Consider the following 25,013-nt stretch of genomic DNA (forward strand, 5'->3'; position numbering starts at 1 on the left):
CGCGCAGCGGCGGGCCCTGGGCAGTCGCGCCATGGTGCCTTCCTTGGCCATCGGCCATGAATCGCATCCTGCGATCCGTCGGCCGCCCGCATCCTGCGGGAGTTGCGCCGGGTCGGCCCGGCTGGATTGTCACGACGCCGCTCTGGCGCCACCACTTCGATCGAGTGGTTCCATGATCTCGCTCACGCGGACACAGAAGTTCTCGTTCACCACCAGCACTTCGCCGCGCGCGATGTGCCGGCCATTCACAAAGATGTCCACCGGATCCCCGGCGGCCTTGTCGAGTTCAACGACCGAGTCGGCGCCGAGGCGAAGGACATCTTCGACCAGCATGCGCGTCCGGCCGAGCTCGATGCGAACATCGAGCTCCACATCGTCGATCAATCGAAGCGAAGTTCGGTCCCCGTGGTTCGACACGGCACCTCGCTCCACCAGTCGCGTGAGACCATCGAAAGCGCGGTCCGCGCGATTGAGCGCGTCCTCGGCTGCTGAGAGCGGTGAAACCACCGGTTCACCGGAGGCCGGCGCCGGTCCCTGCCGCCCGGCTCCCGAGGGCGGCGGGCCTTGGTTGGCGGGATCGGGCGTTGGATTTGGTCCATTCATTGAACGGCCTCGCAAAGGAACAAGCCGGGTCCCTCTGGACCCGGCTTGCTCATCGGCCGACTTGGCTCCCGCCCTGAAGTTTCGGAGTGCCCTCGTCCTGGTCAGCGAATACCTGCCATTCCGTCCCGACCAGGACGCCACTCAGAAGTTCACCGGGGCCTTAGCGTCCCAGCCGCAGTCCTGCCCCCGAGACAACCACCACCTTCTCCACTCCCTGACGCCCGGAGCGGTTGAAGCGCTCGCGGAGCATTGCTTCCAGACGGGCGGTGAGCGTCTCGAAGCGAGGTTCCTGAAAGTGCGCCGGCTCGGCGCTCCGCCAGATGGCGGCAATTTCTGCACGAAGTTCATGTCGCGTGCGCTCGATCTCCTTGCGGACCCGTTCCGCTTCGGAGCGAGGCACCTGCAGATAGATTTCGGTGTCGTAGGCGTAGACGCTGCCGGCTCGATCATTCGAGAGCCGACCTTCAAACAGCGGGAGTTCCTGGGTCTCGCGCTCGGCGTTGGCCATGCCCACATCCGCTTGAGTCGCCGCGGGGCGCCCCACGAACGCGAAGAGACCCACGATCGCCGCCGCCTCGGCCACCAGCAGTGCGGTGGTCAGGGCCGCGATCTTGAAGACGCTGGCGCCGTTCGTCGCAGGGGCGTTCGCGGCTGCGGGTGTTCGCTCATTGGTTGGCTGCCTGGTTCCCATCGAATTGCACCTCCTCGTCGGACGGTGAGACGATCGAATCTCATGAGCGGCCGACAAGTGAGCTCAAGCGGGTTTCCCTTCCGCCGGGCGGTTCATTCGGAGCAGGCAGCAACACCGGAACGCGCAGATGGGACAGACGGAATTCAACACCCTCAACCGCAGGCCATGGGGCCGCATCGCCATCGAGTTGCCACAGACAAGGGCGTTCGCAACGCACCCGCAGGTGCGGGGCGGAGACACTCGCAGGTGGCCGGCCGAAGCGGCATCGCACAGCCCAGGAGAGCGACGAGAGCGCGCTGCGCCCCGGCAGGATCGCGGCGTGGAGGCGGTGGTCGTCCATGCGCGCCGCGGGAATCGGATTGAGGCCGATCGCGTATCGAGGACTGTTGGCGACGATCGCACCGACGGTCGGCTGACCCGAGAGGAGCGCCTGCCCGTCGCATTCGATGTGCACACCCACAGGGGTGAAGTGTCGCAGCGTCGACAGAATCGGCGCGGCGTAGGAGAAGTGCGAGATGGGGCCGCGCCGCACCGCCGCGAGACGCGAGACCACATCGGCGTCGAATCCACAGGAGGCCATGAGCAGAAACGGCTCGGGCTTGCTGTCGGTCATGCCGAGCGGTGTCGCCAGCGCGAGGTCGATCTCGTGAGTCACGCCGCACTCGAGCGCCTTGAGAATGGCGCGATCATCGCCGCGCATGCCGAGTGACCTGGCGAAGAGGTTCTCCGTCCCCGCCGGCGCGTGCCAGAGGTTCACTCCGAACTCTGCGAGCAGTGGCGCGCTCTGTCGCACGGCGCCATCACCGCCGACGACGATCGCAAGGTCAATCCCCGACAACTCCGGCGCAAGCCACGGCCTCGCATCACCCGGCGAGGTGTGGAGCACGCGCGCCTCCTTCACATCGGGCGCAAGGGTCTGTGCCAGTCGCTCCGCCAGGCGCGCCGCCCGACCACCGCCCGAGACCGGGTTCGCAATCAGCAGAATTCTCTTCAGAGTGACCGGCACCGAGCCGCCACGGTAGCCGCCGCACGATCCGCATGGTGAGTACGATCCGCTCCGCTCCCATGCGGACTCTGCAAATGCTGCTGATCGGCCTCGCCCTCGCGATCGCCTTCGCCCCCGTGGCCACGGCCCAGGAGACGCGCCGCCTCGACGACATGGACGAGTGGAAGGGCCCGGAGACCGACCCTTCGCCGCCTGCGCAGCAGCTCACGATGGCCAAGCAGGCCCTGGCGCGCGGCGAAGCGTCACGAGCTCAGAGTCTCGTTGATGCGTGGCTCGAGCGCTATCCCACCCACCCGCTCCGACCGGAGGCCTTGCTTGTGCAGGGTGACGCCCTTCTCGCCCAAGGCGATGAGTACAAGGCGCTCTTCTCCTATGAAGACCTCATCCGGCGCTACCCGATGAGCGAGTTCTTCGTTCCCGCACTCGAGCGAGAGTTCCAAGTCGCGGTGGCCTACGCGAACGGGCTCAAGCGAAAGTTCTTCGGCACCTTCAGGATCATCGACGCAGGCCCCGAGGCGCAGGAGATCCTCATTCGCATTCAGGAGCGCCTGCCCGGAAGCGCGCTCGCCGAGCGCGCGGGCATGGAGTTGGCGGACTACTACTTCCGCATCCGAGACATGGCGCTGGCGGTCGAGGCCTACGATGTGTTCATTCAGAACTATCCCCGCTCGCGACAGATCAACAAGGCTCGACTGAGGCTCATCGCTTCGCACCTGGCGCAGTTCAAGGGTCCGCCCTATGACGCGAGCGGATTGGTGGAAGCCACGGTGAAGATCAAGGAGTTGCAGGCGATCGAGCCCGTCGTGGCCCAGCAGGTCGGCGCCGAGGCGCTGCTCGTGCGAATCTACGAAAGCGAGGCGGCGAAGCTCGCTGAACAGGCTCGCTGGTATCGCCAGACGAGCGACTACATCGCCAGTGAAAGGACGATTCGCCGGCTGCTGCGCGAATACCCGAGCTCGATCGCCGCCGTGGCCGAGGCCCGGGCGCTTCCGGCCCTGATGGAACGCCTGCCGCAGGCCTATGTTCGAACGATGCCCAACTACCGACCCATTCGACGCGCGATTCTCGGTGAGGAAGGTGATGTCGAACTTCCCACGGGCATTCCGCCAGTTGGCACGCCAGCGATCCCCGCAGTGCCGCAGGAATCCGCCGAGCCGGTCCGAGTCGAGTCGGCCGGGGCATCGTCGACAGGAAGCGGGGGCAACCCGTGATGCCGCTTCGAGACCTTGCCGCATCGCTGGCCCGCATGATGACCGCGATGAGAGCGACGAGAGCGATGACCGCGATCACCTTCCCGGTGATCGTCGCCGTGGTCATAGCCGCTGGAACGCAACTGAGCGGCTGCGCCGCCAATCCGAACGAAGGGTGGTCGACGCGCTCGTCGCACCCTGAGAACTACCGGACGGTTGCCGTGCCCATTTTCGACAATCGCACCTACGAGCGCGACATCAGTCGCCTGCTCACCGACGCGGTGGTCAAGGAAATTCAGCAGAACACCCCCTACCGCGTGACCTCGCCCGCCAACGCGGATACCGTGCTCCGAGGGTCAATCCGACAGGTCCGCCTCCGCGAACTCAGCAAGAGCGTGGCGACAGGTCTCTCGGAAGAAATGGTGATGCAGGTGACTGTTGACTTCGAATGGATCGACATGAGGACCGGCAAGCCCATCGTGGCCCGACAGGGTTTCACCGGAAGCGGCGTCTTCATCGCCAGTCGCCCGCAGGCTGAGCCGATTGACCTTGGCAGCTACAACGCCGTTCAGAACATGGCCTCGGATATCGTCGCGTCAATGCAGGTGGATTGGTAATCACGCATGCCCCCCTCACGCCAGGAGCCTCCGACTCCCGATCAGGGCCCGAATCAGCGGCCTCCGGGTGGCCCTACGCCTCCGGGGGGGCCTGCTCGTCCCCGTCGCAATGCCACCACATGGCTGATCGCCATCATCATGATCGTGCTGCTCTTCATGGTGGTGACGCAGGCGAGCGTGCGCGGCAAGACACTGCCATGGCCTGAGTTCAGGACCTATCTCGAGCAGGGTCTCGTGGTGCCCGACTCGGTCGTGCTCGATGAGACCCGTCTCACGGCGGAACTCAAGCCGAAGACCCCGGGCATGGAGCGACCTGGCGATCGCAGCTCCGTGGTCGTGGTCGAGATCGGAAGCGATGGCGCGGCCTTCTACCGCGAGCGCCTCGATGCCCTCGGCGTGAACTGGATCGAGCGGCGCAGCAGCTCCCTCGTGCAGAACCTGATCATCGCGGCGGTGATCATCGCGCTCATGGCGCTCCTGCTCACCTGGTTCCTGCGCTCGATCCGCGCGGCGGGTGGCGGCCCCGGCGGCATGCTCGGAAGTTTCGGCAAGAGCCGTCATCGCCTGACCACGAAGGAATCGGTTCATGTGACCTTCAACGATGTGGCCGGCATCGATGAGGCCAAGGAAGAGGTCACCGAGCTCGTTGAGTTCCTCAAGAACCCGAAGCGCTTCCAGAAGATCGGCGGTCGCATTCCACGCGGCGTGCTGCTTGAGGGCCCTCCTGGCTGCGGCAAGACGCTCCTCGCGAAGGCGATCGCGGGCGAAGCCGATGCGCCCTTCTTCTCGATCTCCGGCAGCGACTTCGTGGAGATGTTCGTCGGCGTCGGTGCGAGTCGAGTGCGAGATCTCTTCAAGCAGGCGAAGGAGAACTCCCCCTGCATCATCTTCCTCGACGAGATCGATGCCGTCGGGCGGAAGCGCGGCGGCGGCTACAACACGGGTGGCCACGATGAGCGTGAGCAGACGCTCAACGCGATCCTCGTCGAGATGGACGGCTTCGACGCCAACGATCAGGTCATCGTCATCGCGGCCACCAACCGCGCCGATGTCCTCGACCCTGCGCTGACGCGCCCCGGGCGCTTCGATCGAACGGTCAATGTCCCTCTGCCCGATGTTGCCGGACGCCGCCAGATCCTCGGTGTCCACGCGAAGAAGGTGAAGCTCGGACCCGATGTCGACCTCGACAAGACCGCGCGGGGCACGCCGATGTTCTCCGGCGCCGATCTCGCCGCGATCATCAATGAGGCGGCGATTCTCGCGACGATGGCGAACAAGGACTTCATCGAGCAGGTCGATCTCGAGGAGGGGCGCGACAAGATCCGCTTCGGCCGGGCGAAAAAGTCGCGCAAGGTGGAGCAGATCGAGCGCGTGGCGACCGCCTACCACGAGGCCGGGCACACGGTGCTTCAGGCGATGCTGAATGACGCCGACCCCCTTCACAAGGTGACCATCATTCCGCGCGGGCAGATGGGTGGCGCCACCTTCAGTCTTCCTGAGAAGGATCGCTACGGCTATTCGCGCAAGTTCCTGCTGGCCACCATGCGGGTGCTCTGCGGCGGACGCATCGCCGAAGCCAAGAAGACCGGTGATGTGAGTTCCGGCGCTGCGATGGACATTCGCATGGCCACGCAGTACGCCCGCGCGATGGTGCTCGAGTGGGGCATGAGCCAGCGGCTCGGCTTCGTAAGTTACACCGGTGCGGACACGCGGGACATGTTCGTCCCCGATCGCGACTACTCCCCCGAGACGGCCCGAATCATCGACGAGGAGATCCGACGGTTGATCGACGACGCCTTCACCGATGCCGAGCGCCTGCTTGAAGCGCATTGGGATCAGGTGGTCGCCGTGGCCGAGGCGCTCCTCAAGTTCGAGACGCTCCAGCGCGAGGAAGTCGACAAGCTCATGCGCGGCGAAGCGCTCGACAGGCCGACCGTCGCGGAGATGATCTCGGTGCAGTCGAAGTCCGCCGCCCCGCCGCGCCCCACCCCACCGCGCGAGTCCGGCCCCGACGAGGTCGGCGGCATGATGCCGAGCCCGGCGTAGTCTCCAGCTCCGTCGGGCCCGAACCGGTGAGGATTTGCCGGCTGGACATCGGTCCTGTGGCCAGCCGACACCGCGCGCGGTGATCAACCGACTGCACCCGGGCCAGGCGAGCGTCGCATGGCGCGCATCGACGGCCGGGGCGGCGCTGCCCATTCAGACACGCGATGGTGCTGCACATCCGACCCGGCGATCGCGCCCGACGAAGACCGCCAGCTCAGGCTGACGAGACGCGAAAGCTGGCGAAGAGCGGCATGATCGCGGCGACGACAAACACGAGGAGCGTCAGCACCAGGAGGCATAGGGCGATGATCCCGCAGATGTACCCGGCCTGGGTCATCCCGCGACCGGTTGGGTCCATGACACCGGTATCCATGGCCTTCAGATCGGCCCTTCCCAAGAAGAATGCCACAACGCCGATGGGTGCACAGGTGGTGACGAGGCCGAGGATGCCCAGAACAAGCACCAGGGTCCCACGGTGTGGCTGCAATCCGCTCATTAGGTCTCCTGAGCTGGAGTCTGTCCGCCATGCTGGCCGATGGGGCCCCGTGACACGAAGCTGGCCCGGTCGCCACGAGATTCCGAGCATACGACGATGGGCGTCGACGGTCAATGCGGTTGCACGCGATCGCCCCACGCCGCAGTAGGCGAGCATGGGTCGATGATCGCGCGCATGACGATCGTGACGGACCTGCGGTCATCATGTGGTCATCGCGAAGTTCATGGCGAACAATCTGCATCCTGCGACGGGTACGCTTTCGTGTCATCGCACCAATGGCCCCGATCAACCTTCAGCCCACCCTCGAAGGCGAACTCCTCACGCTCCGGCCGCTCCGCGCAGAGGACTTCGACGCGCTCTACGCCGCCGCGTCGGATCCTCTCATCTGGGCGCAGCATCCGCGCCATGACCGCTGGCAGCGTGAGGTGTTCACCGAGTACTTCCGCGGAGCCATCGAGTCGCGCAGCGCCTTCATCGTCATCGATCGCGCGAGCGGTCGAGTCATCGGCTGCACGCGCTATCACGGCCATGATCCTGTCCGGCGGGAGGTCGAGATCGGCTGGACATTCCTCGTGCGTGAGTGCTGGGGAGGACGCTTCAACGGCGAAATGAAGCGTCTCATGCTCACGCACGCCTTCGGGTTCGTCGATCGCGTCAACCTCCTGGTCGGGCCGAACAATGTCCGCTCGCGGAAGGCCGTGGAGCGCATCGGCGGGATCTACGCTGGCATGCGCCCCGATGACGAGGGGATCGATCACCTGGTCTTCCAAGTCGAGGCCCCAAGAGGTGATTCGCCGGCGAAACCGATCCGAAGCCCGGAGTGACGCCCTCGTCGAGCGGCTTGAATGGGTCCCCGCCGGTCAACTCCGTTCCCTTGGAATCGACGCCGGCGCTGCCCTCGGGGCTGCCGAGGGTCGATGGCGTCGACGGGTCGGGCTCATGGCGCCGCGACGACCCCGGCGCGATCGCCTTCGTGTCGCCGAGTGGTGGGTTCCCGTGAACGCCGGTCCGGGACGCGCCTGTGGCGATCCCCTACCATCGTCGGACCATGGCATCACGGCTTGAACCCTTCAGCGGCGAGGAGGACCTCCCCCACTCCCCCGATCGCATCTTCGCACTGCTGACTGATCCGTCGGCGTTCGCCAAGATCATCCCCGGGGTCGTGTCGTCGGAGCGCGTCGATGAGAAGACCCTGAAGGCCGTGGTCCGACCGGGATTCTCCTTCCTGAAGACGAACCTCACGATCACGCTGGTTGTTGCCGAGCGCACACCTCCCGGCGATGCGCTCCTGCGGGTCGACACGAAGGGGATCGGACTGACCATGCAGGTCGAGTCCAGGATCCATGTTGAACCTGCTCCCAATGGCAGCGGATCACGCGTGCGCTGGCAGGCCGAGGTGGTGAAGATGTCCGGCCTCGTCACCGCCGTCGGGTCGACGCTCATCCGCGCGTCGGCGAACAAGGTCATCCGAGATGGCTGGGATGGCGTGCGGGCGCACCTCGCCGCCGCACCGTGACGCCGTCCGGCTCGACCTCGTCGGCTCTCAGAACGCCTCGTACTCCTTGCCGAGGAGCCGCGCCGCGATCTTCATCTTCATGATCTCGTCGGTGCCCTCGTAGATGCGGCAGACGCGCACATCCTGAAGATGACGCATGGGCCTGTAGAGCTCCGACCAGCCGCGCCCACCGAAGACCTGCACCGCGTGATCGGCCGCCTCCCACGCGGCATTGCTCGCGTAGAACTTCGCCTCGGCGACGCGGAAGTCCGCCTCAGCCAGCGCTGCCTTGTCACCGGGGCGCTCATCCGAAGCCTGCTTCGCCCAGGCGGCCCGCTCGATCATGGCGTCGCTCGCCGCCCGGAGGATCTCGATCTTGGCGATGTGATCCTGCACCAACTGGTGCTTGCCGATCGGCTTGCCGTGCTGGTGGCGCTCCTTCGAGTAGTTGATGCACTCGATGAGGCAATCCTCGATCGAGCCGAGGCAGCCGGACGCCACTGAGAGTCGGCCGGACACCAGCGTGTGCATGGCGATCCGGAAGCCCTCACCCTCGGCACCGAGCATGTTGTCGCCGCGGACCGGGTGATCGTGCATTTCGAACATCGCCGTATCAGCCGTGTACATGCCGGGCTTCGCGTGCAACTGCTCCTTGTTGAAGGTGTCCCCCGCCGTGTCCACGATGAACGCGCTCATGCGCCGCTCAGGACCGGTCACGCCCTCGGGGAAGGCGAAGACGATGACCGCGTCGGCGATCGAGCCGTTCGAGATGAGGTACTTGACACCATTCATCAGGAAGCGATTGCCATCGCGGCGATAGGTGGTCGTACCCTCGAGCGGGTTCGACCCCGCCTCGGGCTCCGTCAATCCGAAGGCGAGCGTGCATTCACCCTTGCATGACTTGGGCAGGTAGCGATTCTTCTGATCGTCGGTGCCGTACTTGAGGATCGGGTACTGACCGATCGAAGTCTGTCCGGAGAAGAAGGTCCGAACACCGGTGCCTTCCCGGTTGATGCGGGCGAGAGCCCGCGCGTAGGTCAATGAATCGGCGCCGCGTCCCCCGAGTTCCACAGGGATCGGCATGCCGAGAATGCCGTACTTGTGCGCGAGCGACGCGATGTCGGGGTTGAACCGACGCTCGAGGTAGCAGAGTTCCTCGATTGGCCGCAGCTCCTCGCAATACGCCTCGACATCGGCCATGAGCTTGGCCATGGCCTTCGCATGCGCTTCGGCGTCGCCGCCCCGCGGAGTAATGGGCGTATGAGTGGCGGCCGAGGGAATGGTGACGGTGACGGTCGAAGAGCCCATGCGGGAGTCCTTGAAAACAGACTGCGGGAACAACGCCACGGGTCCCACGAAGGCGGACCCATCGATTCCAAAGGCAGTTTCGGCTCGCACCTCGCGTCCGATGCACCCCTTTGGAACACCCGAGGATAGGCCCCCTCCCACCCTGCCGCAACGGTTTCCATGGTGCTGACTTGGTGTAGCCTTCCGCCGCGGTCGGTCCACTGCGTGGGTGGACCGACCCATCCCGCTGCGACCGTCGCAACGCCATGAAGCTCGCCGTGATCAAGGAGACCGCTCCGGGCGAAACTCGCGTGGCGCTCGTTCCGGAGTGCGTCAGAAAACTCGTCGCGGCGGGATACACGGTTTCCGTGGAACGCGCCGCGGGCGCGGATGCAAAGTTCGCGGACGAGGCTTATGCGACCGCAGGAGCGGTGATTGTTGATGACGCGGCCGCGGCCCTGGACGGCGCCGAGATGGTGCTCAAGGTCAGGCCGCCTTCCACCGCCGAAGTCGACTTGGTTGCACGACTCCAGCGGCTGCCGGAAGGGTGCATGGTCCTTGGGGGTCTTCTTCCGCTGCGACACTTGGAGTGCATCCGGGCGCTTGCCGCGCATCGGCTGACCGCCTTCTCAACCGATGCGATTCCGCGCATCACGCGGGCGCAGTCCATGGACACCCTCTCCTCGATGGCGAACATTGCGGGATATCGAGGTGCGCTTCTGGCGGCCCTCGAGCTGCCCCGGTACTTCCCCATGCTGATGACCGCGGCGGGCACCATTCTGCCCGCGCGCGTCTTCGTGATCGGCGCGGGAGTGGCCGGACTTCAGGCGATTGCCACGGCCAAACGGCTCGGTGCCAATGTCGTCGCCACCGATGTTCGCCCCGAGGTTCGGGAGCAGATCGAGAGCGTCGGAGCGAAGTGGGCCGGCATCGAGCTTCGCACCTCGGCGGCCGCAGGCGGCGGCTACGCGAAGGAACTCTCCGATGAGGACAAGGCCCGCCAGCGCGAACTTCTGGCCGAGGAGTGCGCCCGCGCCGACGCCGTCATTACGACGGCGCTGATCGGCGGAACCTCTGCCCCGAAGCTCATCACACGCGACATGGTCTCCCGCATGAAGCCCGGCGCGGTCGTGATCGACCTTGCGGCCGATGGGGGCGGCAACTGCGAGGCGAGCGAGCCTGGCCGAACCGTGGAAGTCGGTGCTGTCCGGGTCGTCGCTCCACTCAACCTGCCCGCCTCGATGCCCTCGGACGCAAGCACCCTCTGGTCGCGCAATCTGCTCGCGTTCATCTCTGCGTTCACGCGCGAGGGGCGCTTCCATCTGATGGTGGACGACGACATTCTTCGTGGCGCCATGATCACACATCAGGGCGAAGTCACGCACAAGGCCACGCGGGACGCACTGGCCGCCTTGGAGGAACGCCCATGAAGTCGTTCGGCGTGGCAATGGTGGCGCTCTTCGCTCCCGCGTTCGCGGCAGGTGCCGACGCACCGGCAGCGGAGAAGGCGATGGCGGAGGTTGATCCGGTCACCAAGCACATGGACATCGCCGCGATGGCCTTCGTCTTCGTGCTGGCCACTTTCATCGGCGTGGGGGTGATTCGACGCGTCTCGCGCCTGCTGCACACGCCGCTCATGAGCCTGACCAACGCGATCAGCGCGATCGCCGTCGTCGGTGCCATTCTCATCACGGGTGACGATCACTATCCCACCTATGTCCGCGTGCTCGGCGCAATCGCTCTCTTCGCGAGCATGACGAACATCATCAGCGGCTTCCTCATCACGCAGCGCATGCTGCGGATGTTCAAGACCCAGCGGGAGCCGTCGCGATGAGCGGATACTTCATCGAGAGCGCTTACCTGCTGGCGGCGAGTCTCTTCATCTTCTCGCTGCATTGGATGTCCGATCCGAAGACGGCGCGGCGCTCGGTGATTGCCGGAGCAACGGCCATGCTCGTTGCGGTGCTCGCCACATGGGCGCGGCCCGAAGTCTCGCGACATCTCTGGATCATCGTGCCGATTGCGATCGCGATCGGCCCCGGCATCTGGCTCGCGATGGTTCCGCTGACGGCTGTCCCGCAGCGCACCGCGCTCTCCCATGCCTTCGGCGGTCTCGCGGCAGGGCTCGTCGGCACCGCGAAGTACATCTACTGGTTCCAGTCGGAGCCTGAGATGCTCACGGCGTTCCGCACCGGTGCCATCGTCGCTGAGGTGATCCTCGGGTACCTGACCTGCACGGGCAGCCTGATCGCCGCGGCCAAGCTGCAGGAACTCAAGTGGATACCGCAGCGGCCCTGGGTCTATCGCGGGCAGACGGTGGTGAACATCGGCGCCTTGCTCCTTGCCATCGTGCTCGGAGTGCTGCTCATCCAGCATCCGACGGCGGCGTGGTCGCCATGGGCGTTCGCGGGCATCGTGATTCTCGCGCTCAACTTCGGATGGATGCTCGTCATGCCGATCGGCGGCGCCGACATGCCGACGGTCATCGCCATTCTCAACGCGTATGCGGGACTGGCGGCCGTGGCGATGGGCTTCGTACTCGACAATCGGCTGCTCATCACCGCGGGCGCCCTCGACGGCTCAAGCGGTCTCATCCTCTCGATCATCATGTGCCGGGCGATGAATCGCTCCTTCTTCAATGTGCTCTTCGGCGCATTCGGTCAGGTGCAGCAGGCGGGCGCCTCGGGGGAACAGAAGCAGTACCGCCCCGAGACCCCCGAGAGTGCCGCGCAGATCATGGAGCAGGCGAATCTGGTGGTGATTGTCCCGGGCTATGGCATGGCGGTCGCGCAGGCGCAGCACAAGGTTCGGGAGCTCTACGACCAGCTCCGGAAGCGCGGCATCACCGTCAAGTTCGCGGTGCACCCAGTGGCCGGACGCATGCCCGGACACATGAATGTGCTCCTCGCGGAGGCGGAGATTCCCTACGAGGATCTCGTCGAGATGGAGGAGATCAACGCCGACATGCCGCAGTGCGATGTCTGCCTGGTGATTGGCGCGAACGATGTCGTCAACCCCGCCGCGCGGAGCGATCCGAAGAGCCCGATCTACGGCATGCCGATCATCGATGCCGACAAGGCCCGCACGGTCTTCGCCATCAAGCGCAGTCGCAACCCCGGCTTCGCGGGCATTGACAACGAGCTCTACTTCAGCGAGCGGACCTGGATGCTCTTTGGCGATGCCAAGGCCGTGGTGGGCGAAGTGGCCAAGTCCTTCGGCGACGGCCGCGCGGGCCACTGACGACCGAGCGGCCTCGTCGTCGGCCGCGGGGCGATGGCCGGGGTCGCGGCGCGCCTCGCACGCGGATCACACCACGCGTTCGCTCTTGACAAGACCTCCTCCGCTTTGAGCCATGCCCACACCGACTCCCATCAATCTCGCGTCCAAGCTCGCCACCTTCTCCGAGCACTGGCAGCCGCGCGTCGTCGGTGCGTTCAACGGTCATGATCTGCTGGTGGCCAAGGTGAAGGGCGAGTTCGTCTGGCACGCGCATCCGGACACCGATGACTTCTTCATGGTGTTGCATGGCCGCATCACCATCCAGTTGCGCGATGGTGAAGTAGCGCTCGGCCCTGGTGAGATCTTCGTTGTGCCAGCGGGCGTTGAGCACTGTCCGGTGGCCGCCGAGGAGGCGCACTTGCTGCTCATCGAGCGCCGCGGAACGCCGAACACCGGTGATCCAACAACCGCAGCGCCGCGACGCGAGGTTTGAGCATCGGCGGGTGCGACCGCGCCGAGGGCTCTTCCTGCATTGAGTGTGATCGGCGCAGGCCTTGAAAGCAGCCCTTTCGGCCCAGCCAGACCCTCGAAAGTCCGAGTCAGGCGATGACTTCCATGGTGCCCGCTGTGAATCCGGCGTGGGGTCCACCGCGAAAGATTGCACGACCCCCGCTCCGCGGACTCGCCGCGGGCCTTTGGTGGTGTCGGAATTCAGAAGGAGATATCCATGACCCTGCTTCGTAACTCGTTGGTTGCTGTCGGAACCTCTGCACTCGTGGCCACGATCGCCCATGCGCAGTGCAGCGGTGGATCGACCATGGCCTCGGCCCCCAAGGCTCCCGTCGCCATGGGCGCCGTCGGAGGCTCAAGCGACATCGTTGACACCGCGGTTGCCGCCGGCAACTTCAAGACGCTCGCCGCCGCGCTCGAAGCCGCCGAGCTCATCGATACGCTGAAGGGTGCCGGCCCCTTCACCGTCTTCGCGCCGACGGATGACGCGTTCGCGAAGCTCCCGAAGGAGACGCTCGAGTCGCTTCTCAAGCCTGAGAACAAGGCGAAGCTCGCGGCGATCCTCACCTACCATGTTGTTCCCGGCAACGCCGATGCGAGTACCGTTCTTTCGCGTCCCGCGTGGGCGACGGTCAACGGCCAGCGGATCAACATCACACAGAAGGATGGCACCGCGATGGTGAACGGGGCCAAGATCACGGCCACCGACATCCGCACCTCCAATGGCACCATTCATGTCATCGACACCGTCATCCTGCCCAGCCAGTCGAACCTGGTGCAGACCGCAGTCGATGCCAAGTTCAACACGCTCGCGCAGCTCGTGACTGCGGCTGGACTTGTTGACACCCTCTCGGGGAAGGACTCCTTCACCGTCTTCGCCCCGACCGATGAGGCGTTCGCCAAGCTCCCGCCGGAGACGATCGCCAGCCTCCTCCGCCCGGAGAACAAGGCCGAGCTTGTCAAGATCCTGACCTTCCATGTCGTTCCGGGTCGCGTCTACAGCAACGAGGCCATTGCCGCGCGGAACGCTCCCACCGTACAGGGCGAGCGCATTTCGATCACCCAGCGTGACGGCAAGGTCATGATCAACAACGCGACCGTGACCAAGGCTGACATCGAGGCGACCAACGGCGTCATCCATGTGATCGACACCGTCATCCTGCCGAAGTAAGCAACCCTCGATCGACCACACGCAACGATCGACCTTCAACGCCCGTGCCTTGTGCACGGGCGTTGTCGTTTGAGCTTGGTTCTCTGCTCACGCCCCGGGCAGGTGGAAGCGATCCACATCCTCGGCGAGCGCGCGGGCGCTTCGATCGAGCTGCTCGCTGGCCGCGACGAAGGAGCGCACGGCGGCAATCGTCCGCCTGGCGCCGTCGCTCAACTGCTCCATGGCCTCGGCGATCTGCCGCGTACCGATGCTCTGCGCATCCATTCCCTCGCTCACACGCTGGAAGCGCTCCTTGAGGTCTTCGACGACGCCGATGATGTCGGCGAGCCGACTGCCGATGTCTTCGACGGTCGTGGCGCCCTCCTCCATGATGCGTGAAAAGCGGCCCATTTCGCTGACTCCATCGGCCACCGACTCCTGCATCTCGACGACGATCCGCTCGATGTCCGTGGTCGCTTCCGAGGTCTGCTCGGAGAGGCGATTGATCTCTCGTGCCACCACTTGGAATCCGAGTCCGTAGCGCCCCGCCTTCTCCGCCTCAAGCGCCGCATTGATCGAAAGCAGATTGGTCTGATCCGCGACGCGCGTGATGGTGGTGATCACCGTGTTGATGGCGGAGGCCCGCTCGCGGATCGTCTCAAGCCGCCGGGCGACCGTCTCTGTCGCCGCCCTCAGCGACCCCGTGCGCCGATCGAGTTCCGCCAATCCCTCGCGCCCACGCCCCGCCAAGGCCGCCGCATTGGTGGCCGCCTCGGCGACCACGCTCATGGTGTCCGCCAGTTCCCGTCCCGTACCAGTCATCTCGGTGACCGCCGCCGCGACCTGGGTGGCGCTTGCGCCGAACGCGTGGGCGACCTCCTCCTGCTCGGAGGCGGTTCTCCGGATCTCCGTCGCGGTCTGCTCGAGTTCGGCCGCGGAGTGACGCAGGCGACCAAGCAGCGATCCGAGCGTGCGCATCGCGAGCCCCATCGACTCGAGCAGTCTTCGCGGCTCCCCTCGCCCGACGGGTTCGCACTCCGTGACAAGGTCGCCCCTCGCAAGGCGCTCGCTCGCCTCGGCCGCGCAGGCAATCGGGTGACTGATCGAACGGGCAAGGCGCCAGGCGATGACAATCGCCGCAATCATCGCAAGGAGCGCCACCGCGCCAGCCGCCCACTGCTGACGACGCGCCAGGGCGAAGACCTCGGAGGTCTCCATGGTGACCCCCAGCCCCCAGCCCAGCGCACCGACATGCGTCCACGAACCGAGCACCATCTCGCCATCGGCGCCGCGCTCCTGACCAGCGCTGTCGACTCCGCGGGCCGCGTTCTGGAGCCGCATCAGTCGATCGGCTCCGAGGGGGACCATGACATTGAAGGCCGCATCGGGATCGAAGCGCGTCGGTGCCGTCACCACGAGCATGCCGCCCTGAATGGTGGCGCAGACCGTCTGCCCCGTCCGGCCGAGTCCCTGCTCATCGAGAACCACCTCGTCGATGGCTTCGGGGGCCACCTCCATCGCCAGGAAGCCTCGGAGAACACCATCGCCGATCACCGGGCCGGCCACGATCAGCATCGGACGCTCGCCGACCTGCTCACGCGAGATCTCGCTGATCTCCGGCGCCATCTGCATGCGGGCGCGGCGAACCACCTCGGCGAGCGCTGTATTCCTGAGTTCCCCTTGCGCAATCGATCGCCCCTCGAGGTGACGCCGATATGCCGAGAGCAGGACCTCTCCATCGCGATTGATCAGCAGCACATCGGGCGCTTCGTAGTTCTCAGAGAGCCTCCGCAGGAACGCACGATCGGCATCGACGGCGCTCTCCACGCGCGCGGTCGCCTCGAGATGATCGAAGGCCGCGTTGACCCCAGGGCTGACTCCAAGGGCTGTCACGACCTGGAGGCGCCGCGTGGCGAAGGCATTCAATCGCTCCGCCTTGAGCGTGGCGATCGCCTTCAAGCTCGAGATCTGCATCGACTCCACGCTGGTCCGGGAGATCCACCAGGTGATGAGCAGCATGGCCAGGACCGGCACCAGCGCCATCAGCACGAATGCACGAAGGAGACGGCCGCCGATCGAATCTCGACGAAGAAGACCGGTCTCGCTTCCACGATCATCCGAAGCGATCACGAGGCGCCTGCCTTTCCTGCGCCGGATGGGGCCACCTCTCCCTGCCACTGACCTCCCCACCGGGTCTGGAGATCATTGATAAACGACTGCCACTCCGCACGACTTCGCCACACGGGCCACGCCTGCGGCGAGACTGGTTTCTCCGAGTCCCAGATGATCTCCATGTCACCGTCGCGCCTCACGCGCCCGAGGCGCATGACCTTCGCGGTGTAGAGTGACTGTGGATCAACCAGAAAGGTCCCTCCTGGGCCCTCCCCATGACACACGCGCAGGGCACGGCGAACATCGGCGGGTGCCGTTGAACCGCACCGAGCGGCCGCCTGGGCCCAGAGGTGAAGGCCCTTGTACGCGGAGACCATGGCATCGCCCGCCGCGTCGCTCGCGCCTCGAGTGCGGAGCGCCGTCAGGAAGCGATGATTCTCAGGATGCGGCACGGTCCGAAAGTAGCTCGCTGGCACGATGACATCGGTGAAGAGGCCGGGCTCCCACGCGCGAAGCTCGGCTTCACTGATCGAGAGTGCGATGATCGGAGTCGTGGCCGGATTGAAGCCCGCGGCGCGCAGCGCCCTCATGAGACCCTGATTCGCCTCTCCATTGACGGTGGAGATGACGAGATCCGGCTTCGACGCGGCGATCTCTTCCGCAACCTGGACGAGATTGCCGCCGGTCAGCGGCAGATAGACCTCCGCCACGATCTCGCCCCCTCGCGCCACAACGAGATCACGCGCAATGCGGTTCGCGGCAACGGGATAGACATAGGAGCTCCCCACGAGCGTTACTCGACGGAGCCCTCGCTCCATTGCCCATTCAACCGCGGGCCCGAGCTGCTGATTGGGAGCCGCGCCGAGGTAGACGACAAAGGGCGACTCTTCGAGCCCCTCGAACTGCACCGGATAGAGCAGAAGCGAGCGGTGCTTCTCGAGCACGGGCAGGAGCGCCTTGCGGCTCGAACTGGTCCAAGTTCCTGCAAGAAGATCCACTCCGCCACCATGGCGACCGAGCAGTCGCTCCGCCTCGCGGGCGAAGACCGTTGGATCACTTCCACCGTCGACCACGACCAACTCGATCGGCCTTCCAAGAACGCCGCCCGCGGCGTTCAACTCTTCGGCGGCCAGTCGCCACGCCTCGACCACAGGGGCCTCGGACACTGCGAGCGGCCCCGTCAGCGAGTGAAGCACCCCGACTCGGATGGGGGCCCGACGAGAGGCGAGCAGCGACGAGCCCGCCCACCACGCCAACAGCGCAAGCGTTGACGCACCGGCAAAGAGAAGAAGCAGGATGAGGGCGCGCCGCGACATGCCTGGGACGATCCCCTACGGACCGAGCGTAGCAGACGCGCTCCCCTTATGGAGTCAGACGAGCAGCAGGGTCGGATGCTCGAAGAAGTGCCGGATCGTCTGGAGAAAGCGAGCGGCCATGGCGCCGTCGATGACGCGATGATCGAGCGACAGCGTCGCGGTCATCTCCCAGCCGACCGCCAGCGCACCATCGCGCACCACGGGCTTCTGAAGCGCCGCGCCGCAGGCGAGGATGGCGCTGTTGGGTGGATTGATGATCGCCGTGAAGTGATCAACCCCGAACATCCCGAGGTTCGAGATGGTGAAGGTGGAGTCGGACATCTCCTCAAGCGACAGCCCCTTGGTTCGGGCCTTCTCGGAGAGCGCCTTCGCCTCCAAGGAGATCTGGCGGAGGCTCTTTCGATCGGCATCGCGGATCGTGGCGACGAGCAGACCGCCGCCCCGCTCCTCGTCGAGGGCCACCGCGACGCCGATGTTGACCGTCTGGTGCACCACGAGGTGGTCGCCCCCCCAGCTTGCATTGAAGAAGGGGTGCCGGGCCATCGCCAACGCCGCCGCGCGAACCACGAAGTCATTGACTGAGAGTTTCACGCCGCTCTTCTCGAGATCGGCGTTGAGCGATGATCGCAGCGCGACGAGCGCGTCCATCGCAAAGGCCATCGAGACCTGATAGTGCGGAATCGACTGCTTGCTCTCGACGAGACGCTTCGCGATCGTCTGCCGCATGGAGGAGAGGGGCATCTCCACGCTCTGGAGGCCGGAGACGGCGAGCGCGCCGCCAGAGCGAGCGCCGCCCTGCCCAACGGGCGTGGCCAGTGAGCCGCGGTCAGCGCTCCGCGACGCCGAAGCTGGCGCCGGCGAGGCGAGGCCCGCTCTGCTTCGATCTTCCAGCGGCCCTTCGCGTGACGGCACGCGGGCCCCGGCGGTCTCCGCGGCCGCTTCGATGTCTCGCTTGATGATCCGGCCGCCCGGCCCGGAACCTCGCACCTGCGAGAGATCGACGCCGAACTCCTCAGCCATCCGCCGCGCGACCGGTGAGACGCGCATTGGAGCGACGCCTTCGGCCGACCGTCGGGAGTCCTGCGCAGCAGAACGATCGGATGGCGCTCCAGACTGCACCGCCTGTGAAGCACCAGCCGCCTGTTGCGGCGCGCCCATTCGCTCGGACGACGCTGCGGTCGTTGCTGAGTTCGTTCGCTCCGATGTCGCCGAAGGAGGCGTCACCGAACCTGCATTCGATTGTTCCGAGCCCGAGGCTCCGGCTCCGCCATCATCATCCCCCGCGATCTCGGCGATCTTCGTTCCCACACTCACGGCCTGGCCCTCGGGAACCAGGATCTTCGCGATGGTGCCATCGTCGAAGACCTGCATCTCCATGGTGGCCTTGTCCGTCTCGATGTCCGCGACCACGGCACCGCTGGTGACGGGATCGCCCTCCTTCACATGCCAGCGCACCACGGTTCCCGACTCCATGGTGTCGGAGAGGCGAGGCATGGTGACATCGATGGGCATGGGCGGAGAGCGTAACGCCGATCAGGCGCGATAGGTGGCGTGTCGGACGGCCTCGCAGATCCGGCGGACATTCGGCAGGTACTCCTGCTCAAGATTGCTCGCGTACGGCGTCGGCACATCGGCGGAGTGCACTCGGTGCACGAAGTTGTCGAGGTCATCGAAGCACGCCGCATGCACCTGCGCCGCGAGCTCGCTGCCGGGAGAGCCGAAGCTCCAGCTCTGATCGACGACCACGCAGCAGTTGGTCCGCTGCACGGAGCGGACCACCGTCTCGAGATCGAGCGGCCGGATCGTCCGAAGGTCGATGACCTCGCAGTCGATGCCCTCCTTCGCGAGCTCCTCGGCCGCCTCAAGGCAGAAGTTCACCGGTCGCCCCCAGCTTGCCAGCGTGCAGTCAGCGCCTCGACGGCGCACGATGCCGCGGCCGAATGGAATCAGATACTCCTCCTCGGGCACTGCTCCCTTCACGGAGAGCATGCGCTCGCTCTCGAGGAAGAAGACCGGATCGTCGTCGCGGATGGCGGTCTTGAGCAGGCCCTTGGCGTCATAGGGGCAGCTCGGAATGGCGATCTTCACGCCGGGCACATTCGAGTAGAGACCCTCGACACACCAACTGTGCGTTGATCCGAGCTGGCCACCGGCACCGTCATTGCCGCGGAAGACGATCGGGCAACCGAACTGTCCACCCGACATGTAGAGCATCTTCGGAGCGTTGTTCAGGATCGGATCGGCCGCCACCAGCGAGAACGACCAGCTCATGAATTCGACGATCGGTCGCAATCCGAGCATCGCCGCGCCGATCGCCATGCCTGCGAAGCCCGACTCGCTGATCGGCGTGTCGATGATGCGGCGCTCGCCGAACTCATCGACCATGCCACGGCTCACCTTGTAGGCGCCGTGGTACTGCGCGACTTCCTCACCCAGGAGAAAGACCCGGACATCGCGCCGCATCTCTTCGCTCATCGCCTCGCGAAGCGCGTCGCGGAACTCGATCTGACGACTGCCTGGATCAGGCTCGCCCACGGCCGCCTCAGCGGAACTCATCGAAGTGACGCTCATGGACACTCCTCCTCGCGCCACGGCGCCTTCAAGCCCTGCTCCCGCAGAAACGGCGGGAAACTCGTGCCGGTGTAGGGCCCCCACGGCTCGACGAAGACATCGTGATGCAGTTCGCCCACGGATGGCGCAGGCGACTCATCGGCCCACTTGACCGCGTCGCGAACTTCCTCGCGCACGGCCTTCTGCATCTCCTTGAATCGGAGATCATCAAGTGCGCCTCGATCTCGCATCACGCGCTCAAGGCGACCGATGGGATCACCCGCCTCGAAGACCTCCTCCTCCTCGCGCGTGCGGTACTTCCGTGGGTCGCTCATCGAGTGGCCCTTGAAGCGGTAGCAGCGCATGTCGACGAACCATGGTCGCGATCGGCGTCGCGCGTCGGCGACGACCTTTGACATGCCTGCATGCACCTCGAGGACATCCATGCCGTCGATCACCTCCGCATCGATGCCGTAGCCGAGGGCCTTCGATGAGAGATCATGCCCCATCGTGGTGCCGCGATGGATCGAGGTCCCCATCGAATAGCCATTGTTCTCGACGATGAAGATGACCGGCAGGTTGAAGAGCCCCGCGAGATTCATCGCCTCGTGAAAGGCGCCCTGATTGAGCGCCCCGTCACCGAGGAAGCAGAGCGTGACGCGGTTCGACCGACCGCCGTTGATGACCTCGTCCTCGTACTTCGTGGCAAAGGCAAGCCCGGCGCCGAGCGGCGTCTGCGCCCCGACGATGCCGTGACCGCCGAAGAGATTGTTCGCCCGATCGAACATGTGCATCGAGCCGCCCTTGCCCTTGGCACAGCCGCCGATGCGCCCGAACATTTCCGCCATGCAGGCGCGGGCTGACATGCCGCGAGCGAGTGCATGGCCATGGTCGCGATAGGCCGTCACCATCGGATCCTTCGCTTCGATCGCGGCCGTGCAGCCGACCGCGACCGCCTCCTGACCAATGTAGACATGGCAGAAGCCGCCGATCTTCTTGTCCTGGTACGCCTGCATGCAGCGCACCTCGAACTCTCGAATGAGCAGCATGTCGCGCAGCCAGCGCGTGAGCGTGGCGTCATCGACCGCCGGCTGGACCGGTGCGTGACGAGGGGGCGCGATCGCCGGTCGCTCGGTCGCACCGTGCACATCGAAGACGCGCTGGCCCGTGGAGGGCGAAACTCGGGTCATGTCTGGAATACACCTGGCGCCGTGGGGACCACCGGCATGGCGGTCCGTGCGGGCGCGAACCCTTACTTATAGGGGTTCGGCCCTTCGCGGGCAATGGCTGGAGAAGAAGGTTCTCCCGGCCCGATGATTCCGCGGACCCCGGCCGCCCTCAGGGCGTGCCCTTGGCGATCCGAGCTTCCTCAAGATCCCGAAGCACTCTCGCGCCAAGGACGAGCACCGCGGTCTCCAGTTGCGGGTCGTACCCCTTGGTCAAGAGATCGTTCACATCGGGTCGATCCTTGGCTGCTCCCGCGACCGGCTGATCGTCGATCGAATCCGCCTCGTTCCGAAGACGCGTCGAGCGCTCAATCTGATCGGGGCTCATGCGCACCTGGAGGTGGGGGTCGACACCCCAATCCGTCGCTCCCGGCTTCTTGTGCACCAGGCGGCCGGGCCCCATGCCACCGTCACCGGGCAGCACATAGTGATGGGTCGTGTACTTCACCTGCGCATCGGCGCCGGGCACGCTGACAGAGGCCACCTCCTGCACGCTGCCCTTGCCGAAGGTGCGCTGGCCGACGACCACGGCGGCGCCATGGGCGCGGAGGCTGCCCGCGACAATCTCGCTCGCGCTCGCGGAGCCCTCGTTGATGAGCACCACCAGCGGGAGCCCCTTGCGAACCGCCCGATGCGGCTGGGCCGAGCGGGTCATGCGCGGCACCTTCTGACCGAGCCGATCCTGGCAGCTCACGATCTCGCCTCGTTCGACGAACATGTTCACGAACTCAACGGCGCTCTGGAGCAGTCCACCCGGATTGCTGCGAAGGTCAAGAATGAGCCCGCGGAGCGGACCGCCCTGCGACTCCATCTGCCGCAGCGCTGCATTGAAGTCGGCGATTGACTCCTCGGTGAAGCTCGTGAGTCGGACATAGCCGATGCTCGCGTCGGGATCGATGTACCAGCGCCACACGGGGTTGCCGTCGCGGTCGAGGGAATCCTTCCACCAGCCATGCACGGAGCGGAGCTTGATCGGCTGCCGCTCGAGGGAGAAGGTGATGAGTCGCTCGCCATTCTCCGCCGACTCATCGGCGCGGCGAACGGTGAGCGCCACGGCCTCGCCCGCGCGACCGGTGATCTTGTCCACGGCTCGGTTCAGCGACCAGCCGAGGGTCGGCTCGCCATCGACGGCGACAATGCGATCCTCCGGCCGAATTCCCGCACGCATCGCCGGAGATCCCTCGAGCGGCATCGACACCATGATGTCGCGCTTGTCGTCGAAGCGAATCTGGATGCCCACACCGATCAGCTTGCCATCAACGGACTGGCGGAAGCGTCGAACTCGTTCGGGCCAGATGATCTCGCTGTAAGGATCTTCCTGGTCGCGAGCCAGAACATGTGTGGCGCCATCGCCGAACTCCTTGAGAAGCACCTCTTCCGGCAACTCCAGCGAGTCGCGATTCGCGCTTCGGAGCGCGGCGAGCATCGACTCATAGGTCCTGCGGCCGACCGACTCGGGGCCAGTGGCCGCGAGCCGCGCCTGCTGCGCCTTGACGGCTTCAAGCCAGCGGGCGCGGGCCGTCTCGTCACCCAGCTTGGGGAAGGTCTCTGAAAGCGCCGGAGTTGATCCAAGCAGCTCCATGGCATCGAGGCTGCCCGCGAGAAGCGGCATCCAGCCCGTGTTCGAGACATGGTCGCCGGCGAGGCGACGCAGCGACTCGGTGAGCATGCCTTCGTTGATCGATCGCACCTCGTCGCGCCACTCATCGCCGGTCGGCTGGAAGCGCGCGAGCTGCGCTTCTTCCTCGGCCTCCTTCAAGGCGCTCTGCGTGGACGCATCGGGCTCGCGCCCCTCGGCGATCGCTTCGTCGGCGGCGGCCTGCGCCGCAGCTCGGGCGCTCGCGCGAACGCGGTTTGAGGCGATCGTTCGAAGTTCGGCAAGCTGCTTCGGTGCGTAGGACGCCATCAATCCGATGCGTCGGCTGATCGTGTCGAGCCGCGCATCCCACTGGCGATACTTGGCCGCCTCGGTGGTGCTCTCGTAGAGCCCTCGAAGCCGGAAGAACATCTCCTGAGCGAGGAGGAGATCTCCCTCCTGCTCCGCTCGCTCGGCAATCTGCTCGGCGCGCCGAATCGCCTCGGCGACATCAGCCTGCTCGAGTTCGCAGACCCACTCCTTGCAGAGGAACTTCAAGTTCGCGGCAGCGAGCATCGCCCGCGTCATGTCATTGGCGTCAAGCGCGCGACGAAGTTCGGCTCGCTTGCGTCCGATCTCCTCCTCGATGGACCGCTGTGTCGCGCGGATGTTCTCATTGCGATGCTCGACCAGCTCCCGGAGACGCTTGAGCGCGGCGCCATCGATGTCCTCGGGCGGTTTCGAAAGCAGTTCGTCGACCCGCGCCGAGTCGGATGCCTTGGCGGCATTCCAGACGGCGTTTGACCAGTCGATAACCGACTGCGGAGCGCGGCGCGCCTCGGCGGCGCTTGCCGACGACGGCGACAGGAGAAGCGCTCCACCCATGACCCCCAAACCCGCCAGCAGCATGCCCGAGAGCACGATGGCTCCGAATCGACGCGGCCGGGGCCGAGAGCCGCGGGCGGCCTCTCGCGCGGCGGGTGAACCATCGGTCGATGCGGGGTGACTTCGCTTGAACACAACGCTCATGGGAAACGCCTCTCCTTGAAGGGGTCGCTGAGGGATACCTCTATACTCGGTTCAGGTTCGCCTTCTCCGAAGGGAAACCTGACTCCGGTGTCCACTTCGCTCCAGACCATCGCGCCAGCCGGGCGCATCGAGTCTCCACTCCCGTGCATCGGATGTGGAGAGGTGTTGTCGGGTTTGCCCATTGATGGACGCTGTCCGAAGTGCGGCAAGGCCGCTCGACTCTCGATTGACGCAAAGATCCTTGCCAATCCCGAGTACGCCGTCGGGGGCCTTCAGGACCTCGGGATGAGTCTCAAGATTGCAACACTGGCGCCGATGGGAACGCTTGTGTGGCCCGTTCTCGGTCCCCTGACGGCCGTCGTGCTGCTCGGCGCGACCATGGTCCGTCTCTCGGCGATTGGAAGAGTGCTTCGCTCCGGGCTTGGGACTCGGGGACCTCTCGTTCCTGTTCTGCGGGCTGCTCACACTCTCGCGTGGATCTCGACAATCTTCGGCACGATCTTCACCGTGGCCTGTGTCCAGGACGCGATCGGACGATTCGGTATCTGGCTGACGCCGGGACAGACGCTCGCCGGCGCCCTCATCTGGTGCGGGCTCCAGATCGGCGAACTGACGGTCGGAAGCGTCCTGCTGCTTCGGGCGGCGACTCTGCTCGACACGCCGTGGCTGACCACTGCTTCGCGCGCGACGATCGCGGTGCTCGCCGCGGCCACCGCACTTCTGGCGCTCATCGGGCTCTTGCTCTGGATGTCCACGGCCGCGCCCCATTGGGTCGGCATTGCCTCGCAGATCACGCTGGCGATCCCCATCGGAATTGCCGGGGTGATCATGGGTGGCCTCGTCCAGCGCCTCTCCGTGGCGACCGAAGAGATGTACCTGGCGACTTCCGAGTGA

At 65.6% G+C, this 25,013-nt stretch carries 22 protein-coding genes; 11 read left to right on the top strand and 11 right to left on the bottom strand.

Translation table 11 applies throughout. From position 1 onward, the window contains the following. Window positions 1–129: 129 nt before the first annotated feature. From fliN to KF724_10695, 3 genes are all read right to left on the bottom strand, one after another. Entirely contained in the window at window positions 130–507 is a 378-nt protein-coding gene (gene fliN / locus KF724_10685) for a flagellar motor switch protein FliN (GenBank protein ID MBX3356146.1), read from the bottom strand. A gap of 256 nt (window positions 508–763) precedes the next feature. Further along, complete coding sequence (locus KF724_10690; protein MBX3356147.1) at window positions 764–1,294, bottom strand: hypothetical protein; 531 nt, start codon at window positions 1,292–1,294, stop codon at window positions 764–766. 40 nt (window positions 1,295–1,334) lie between these two features. Next, on the bottom strand, window positions 1,335–2,300 hold the full coding sequence (locus KF724_10695; protein MBX3356148.1) for a hypothetical protein: 966 nt from the start codon (window positions 2,298–2,300) through the stop codon (window positions 1,335–1,337). A 59-nt stretch (window positions 2,301–2,359) separates the two neighbouring features. Between KF724_10695 and bamD the strand changes: the two genes are divergently transcribed. The 3 genes from bamD to ftsH are packed head-to-tail and all read left to right on the top strand — an operon-like array spanning window position 2,360 to window position 6,153. Next, a complete protein-coding gene (gene bamD, locus KF724_10700) occupies window positions 2,360–3,511 on the top strand; it encodes an outer membrane protein assembly factor BamD (protein MBX3356149.1) in 1,152 nt (383 codons plus the stop codon). Continuing rightward, complete coding sequence (locus KF724_10705) at window positions 3,508–4,107, top strand: hypothetical protein (protein MBX3356150.1); 600 nt, start codon at window positions 3,508–3,510, stop codon at window positions 4,105–4,107. Before bamD ends, KF724_10705 begins: the two co-directional genes overlap by 4 nt. Before the next feature lie 6 nt (window positions 4,108–4,113). Continuing rightward, the gene (gene ftsH / locus KF724_10710) at window positions 4,114–6,153 is read left to right on the top strand and encodes an ATP-dependent zinc metalloprotease FtsH (protein MBX3356151.1); all 2,040 of its coding nucleotides are present in this window, start codon (window positions 4,114–4,116) and stop codon (window positions 6,151–6,153) included. Between the two features lie 214 nt (window positions 6,154–6,367). Here ftsH and KF724_10715 read toward each other — a convergent pair whose 3' ends face one another. Then, a complete protein-coding gene (locus tag KF724_10715) occupies window positions 6,368–6,649 on the bottom strand; it encodes a hypothetical protein (GenBank protein ID MBX3356152.1) in 282 nt (93 codons plus the stop codon). A 275-nt stretch (window positions 6,650–6,924) separates the two neighbouring features. Here KF724_10715 and KF724_10720 point away from each other — a divergent pair, with 275 nt between their 5' ends. Both KF724_10720 and KF724_10725 read left to right on the top strand, forming a co-directional pair. Further along, entirely contained in the window at window positions 6,925–7,473 is a 549-nt protein-coding gene (locus tag KF724_10720) for a GNAT family N-acetyltransferase (GenBank protein MBX3356153.1), read from the top strand. A gap of 224 nt (window positions 7,474–7,697) precedes the next feature. Then, entirely contained in the window at window positions 7,698–8,165 is a 468-nt protein-coding gene (locus KF724_10725; GenBank protein MBX3356154.1) for an SRPBCC family protein, read from the top strand. Window positions 8,166–8,192: 27 nt separating this feature from the next. Here the strand turns inward: KF724_10725 and KF724_10730 are convergent, their stop codons facing one another. Continuing rightward, a complete protein-coding gene (locus KF724_10730) occupies window positions 8,193–9,452 on the bottom strand; it encodes an acyl-CoA dehydrogenase family protein (protein MBX3356155.1) in 1,260 nt (419 codons plus the stop codon). A gap of 245 nt (window positions 9,453–9,697) precedes the next feature. Between KF724_10730 and KF724_10735 the strand changes: the two genes are divergently transcribed. From KF724_10735 to KF724_10755, 5 genes are all read left to right on the top strand, one after another. Further along, complete coding sequence (locus KF724_10735) at window positions 9,698–10,861, top strand: Re/Si-specific NAD(P)(+) transhydrogenase subunit alpha (protein MBX3356156.1); 1,164 nt, start codon at window positions 9,698–9,700, stop codon at window positions 10,859–10,861. Beyond that, a complete protein-coding gene (locus KF724_10740) occupies window positions 10,858–11,265 on the top strand; it encodes an NAD(P) transhydrogenase subunit alpha (protein ID MBX3356157.1) in 408 nt (135 codons plus the stop codon). The genes KF724_10735 and KF724_10740 overlap by 4 nt, the downstream gene beginning before the upstream one ends. After that, window positions 11,262–12,671, top strand: coding sequence for an NAD(P)(+) transhydrogenase (Re/Si-specific) subunit beta (locus tag KF724_10745; protein MBX3356158.1), 1,410 nt, complete (start codon window positions 11,262–11,264; stop codon window positions 12,669–12,671). The genes KF724_10740 and KF724_10745 overlap by 4 nt, the downstream gene beginning before the upstream one ends. 112 nt (window positions 12,672–12,783) lie before the next feature. Further along, entirely contained in the window at window positions 12,784–13,143 is a 360-nt protein-coding gene (locus tag KF724_10750) for a cupin domain-containing protein (protein ID MBX3356159.1), read from the top strand. Window positions 13,144–13,377: 234 nt separating this feature from the next. Continuing rightward, window positions 13,378–14,331: a fasciclin domain-containing protein gene (locus KF724_10755; GenBank protein MBX3356160.1), complete on the top strand. Its 954-nt coding sequence runs from the start codon at window positions 13,378–13,380 to the stop codon at window positions 14,329–14,331. An 87-nt stretch (window positions 14,332–14,418) separates the two neighbouring features. Here the strand turns inward: KF724_10755 and KF724_10760 are convergent, their stop codons facing one another. From KF724_10760 to KF724_10785, 6 genes are all read right to left on the bottom strand, one after another. Then, on the bottom strand, window positions 14,419–16,440 hold the full coding sequence (locus KF724_10760) for a methyl-accepting chemotaxis protein (GenBank protein ID MBX3356161.1): 2,022 nt from the start codon (window positions 16,438–16,440) through the stop codon (window positions 14,419–14,421). Beyond that, entirely contained in the window at window positions 16,437–17,738 is a 1,302-nt protein-coding gene (locus KF724_10765; protein ID MBX3356162.1) for a transporter substrate-binding protein, read from the bottom strand. Before KF724_10765 ends, KF724_10760 begins: the two co-directional genes overlap by 4 nt. Window positions 17,739–17,792: 54 nt before the next feature. Continuing rightward, window positions 17,793–19,250 carry a 2-oxo acid dehydrogenase subunit E2 gene (locus tag KF724_10770; protein ID MBX3356163.1) on the bottom strand — a complete coding sequence of 486 codons (1,458 nt, stop codon included), beginning with the start codon at window positions 19,248–19,250 and terminating at the stop codon, window positions 17,793–17,795. Between the two features lie 21 nt (window positions 19,251–19,271). After that, the gene (locus tag KF724_10775; GenBank protein MBX3356164.1) at window positions 19,272–20,294 is read right to left on the bottom strand and encodes an alpha-ketoacid dehydrogenase subunit beta; all 1,023 of its coding nucleotides are present in this window, start codon (window positions 20,292–20,294) and stop codon (window positions 19,272–19,274) included. Window positions 20,295–20,305: 11 nt separating this feature from the next. Further along, a complete protein-coding gene (pdhA, locus tag KF724_10780) occupies window positions 20,306–21,478 on the bottom strand; it encodes a pyruvate dehydrogenase (acetyl-transferring) E1 component subunit alpha (GenBank protein ID MBX3356165.1) in 1,173 nt (390 codons plus the stop codon). Window positions 21,479–21,626: 148 nt separating this feature from the next. Then, entirely contained in the window at window positions 21,627–24,119 is a 2,493-nt protein-coding gene (locus tag KF724_10785; GenBank protein MBX3356166.1) for a PDZ domain-containing protein, read from the bottom strand. An 87-nt stretch (window positions 24,120–24,206) separates the two neighbouring features. On the opposite strand from KF724_10785, the gene KF724_10790 reads away from it, so the two are divergent. Next, window positions 24,207–25,013, top strand: coding sequence for a hypothetical protein (locus tag KF724_10790; protein MBX3356167.1), 807 nt, complete (start codon window positions 24,207–24,209; stop codon window positions 25,011–25,013).

It is taken from the genome of Phycisphaeraceae bacterium (assembly GCA_019636735.1).
Lineage (GTDB): Bacteria > Planctomycetota > Phycisphaerae > Phycisphaerales > SM1A02 > VGXK01.

Bases quoted from the DNA above. Each gene is read 5' to 3' on its own strand.
- KF724_10690 (MBX3356147.1), bottom strand. From the start codon at position 1,294: ATGGGAACCAGGCAGCCAACCAATGAGCGAACACCCGCAGCCGCGAAC.
- bamD (MBX3356149.1), top strand. From the start codon at position 2,360: ATGCGGACTCTGCAAATGCTGCTGATCGGCCTCGCCCTCGCGATCGCC.
- ftsH (MBX3356151.1), top strand. From the start codon at position 4,114: ATGCCCCCCTCACGCCAGGAGCCTCCGACTCCCGATCAGGGCCCGAAT.
- KF724_10715 (MBX3356152.1), bottom strand. From the start codon at position 6,649: ATGAGCGGATTGCAGCCACACCGTGGGACCCTGGTGCTTGTTCTGGGC.
- KF724_10720 (MBX3356153.1), top strand. From the start codon at position 6,925: ATGGCCCCGATCAACCTTCAGCCCACCCTCGAAGGCGAACTCCTCACG.
- KF724_10725 (MBX3356154.1), top strand. From the start codon at position 7,698: ATGGCATCACGGCTTGAACCCTTCAGCGGCGAGGAGGACCTCCCCCAC.
- KF724_10730 (MBX3356155.1), bottom strand. From the start codon at position 9,452: ATGGGCTCTTCGACCGTCACCGTCACCATTCCCTCGGCCGCCACTCAT.
- KF724_10735 (MBX3356156.1), top strand. From the start codon at position 9,698: ATGAAGCTCGCCGTGATCAAGGAGACCGCTCCGGGCGAAACTCGCGTG.
- KF724_10740 (MBX3356157.1), top strand. From the start codon at position 10,858: ATGAAGTCGTTCGGCGTGGCAATGGTGGCGCTCTTCGCTCCCGCGTTC.
- KF724_10745 (MBX3356158.1), top strand. From the start codon at position 11,262: ATGAGCGGATACTTCATCGAGAGCGCTTACCTGCTGGCGGCGAGTCTC.
- KF724_10750 (MBX3356159.1), top strand. From the start codon at position 12,784: ATGCCCACACCGACTCCCATCAATCTCGCGTCCAAGCTCGCCACCTTC.
- KF724_10755 (MBX3356160.1), top strand. From the start codon at position 13,378: ATGACCCTGCTTCGTAACTCGTTGGTTGCTGTCGGAACCTCTGCACTC.
- KF724_10765 (MBX3356162.1), bottom strand. From the start codon at position 17,738: ATGTCGCGGCGCGCCCTCATCCTGCTTCTTCTCTTTGCCGGTGCGTCA.
- KF724_10770 (MBX3356163.1), bottom strand. From the start codon at position 19,250: ATGCCCATCGATGTCACCATGCCTCGCCTCTCCGACACCATGGAGTCG.
- KF724_10775 (MBX3356164.1), bottom strand. From the start codon at position 20,294: ATGAGTTCCGCTGAGGCGGCCGTGGGCGAGCCTGATCCAGGCAGTCGT.
- pdhA (MBX3356165.1), bottom strand. From the start codon at position 21,478: ATGACCCGAGTTTCGCCCTCCACGGGCCAGCGCGTCTTCGATGTGCAC.
- KF724_10785 (MBX3356166.1), bottom strand. From the start codon at position 24,119: ATGAGCGTTGTGTTCAAGCGAAGTCACCCCGCATCGACCGATGGTTCA.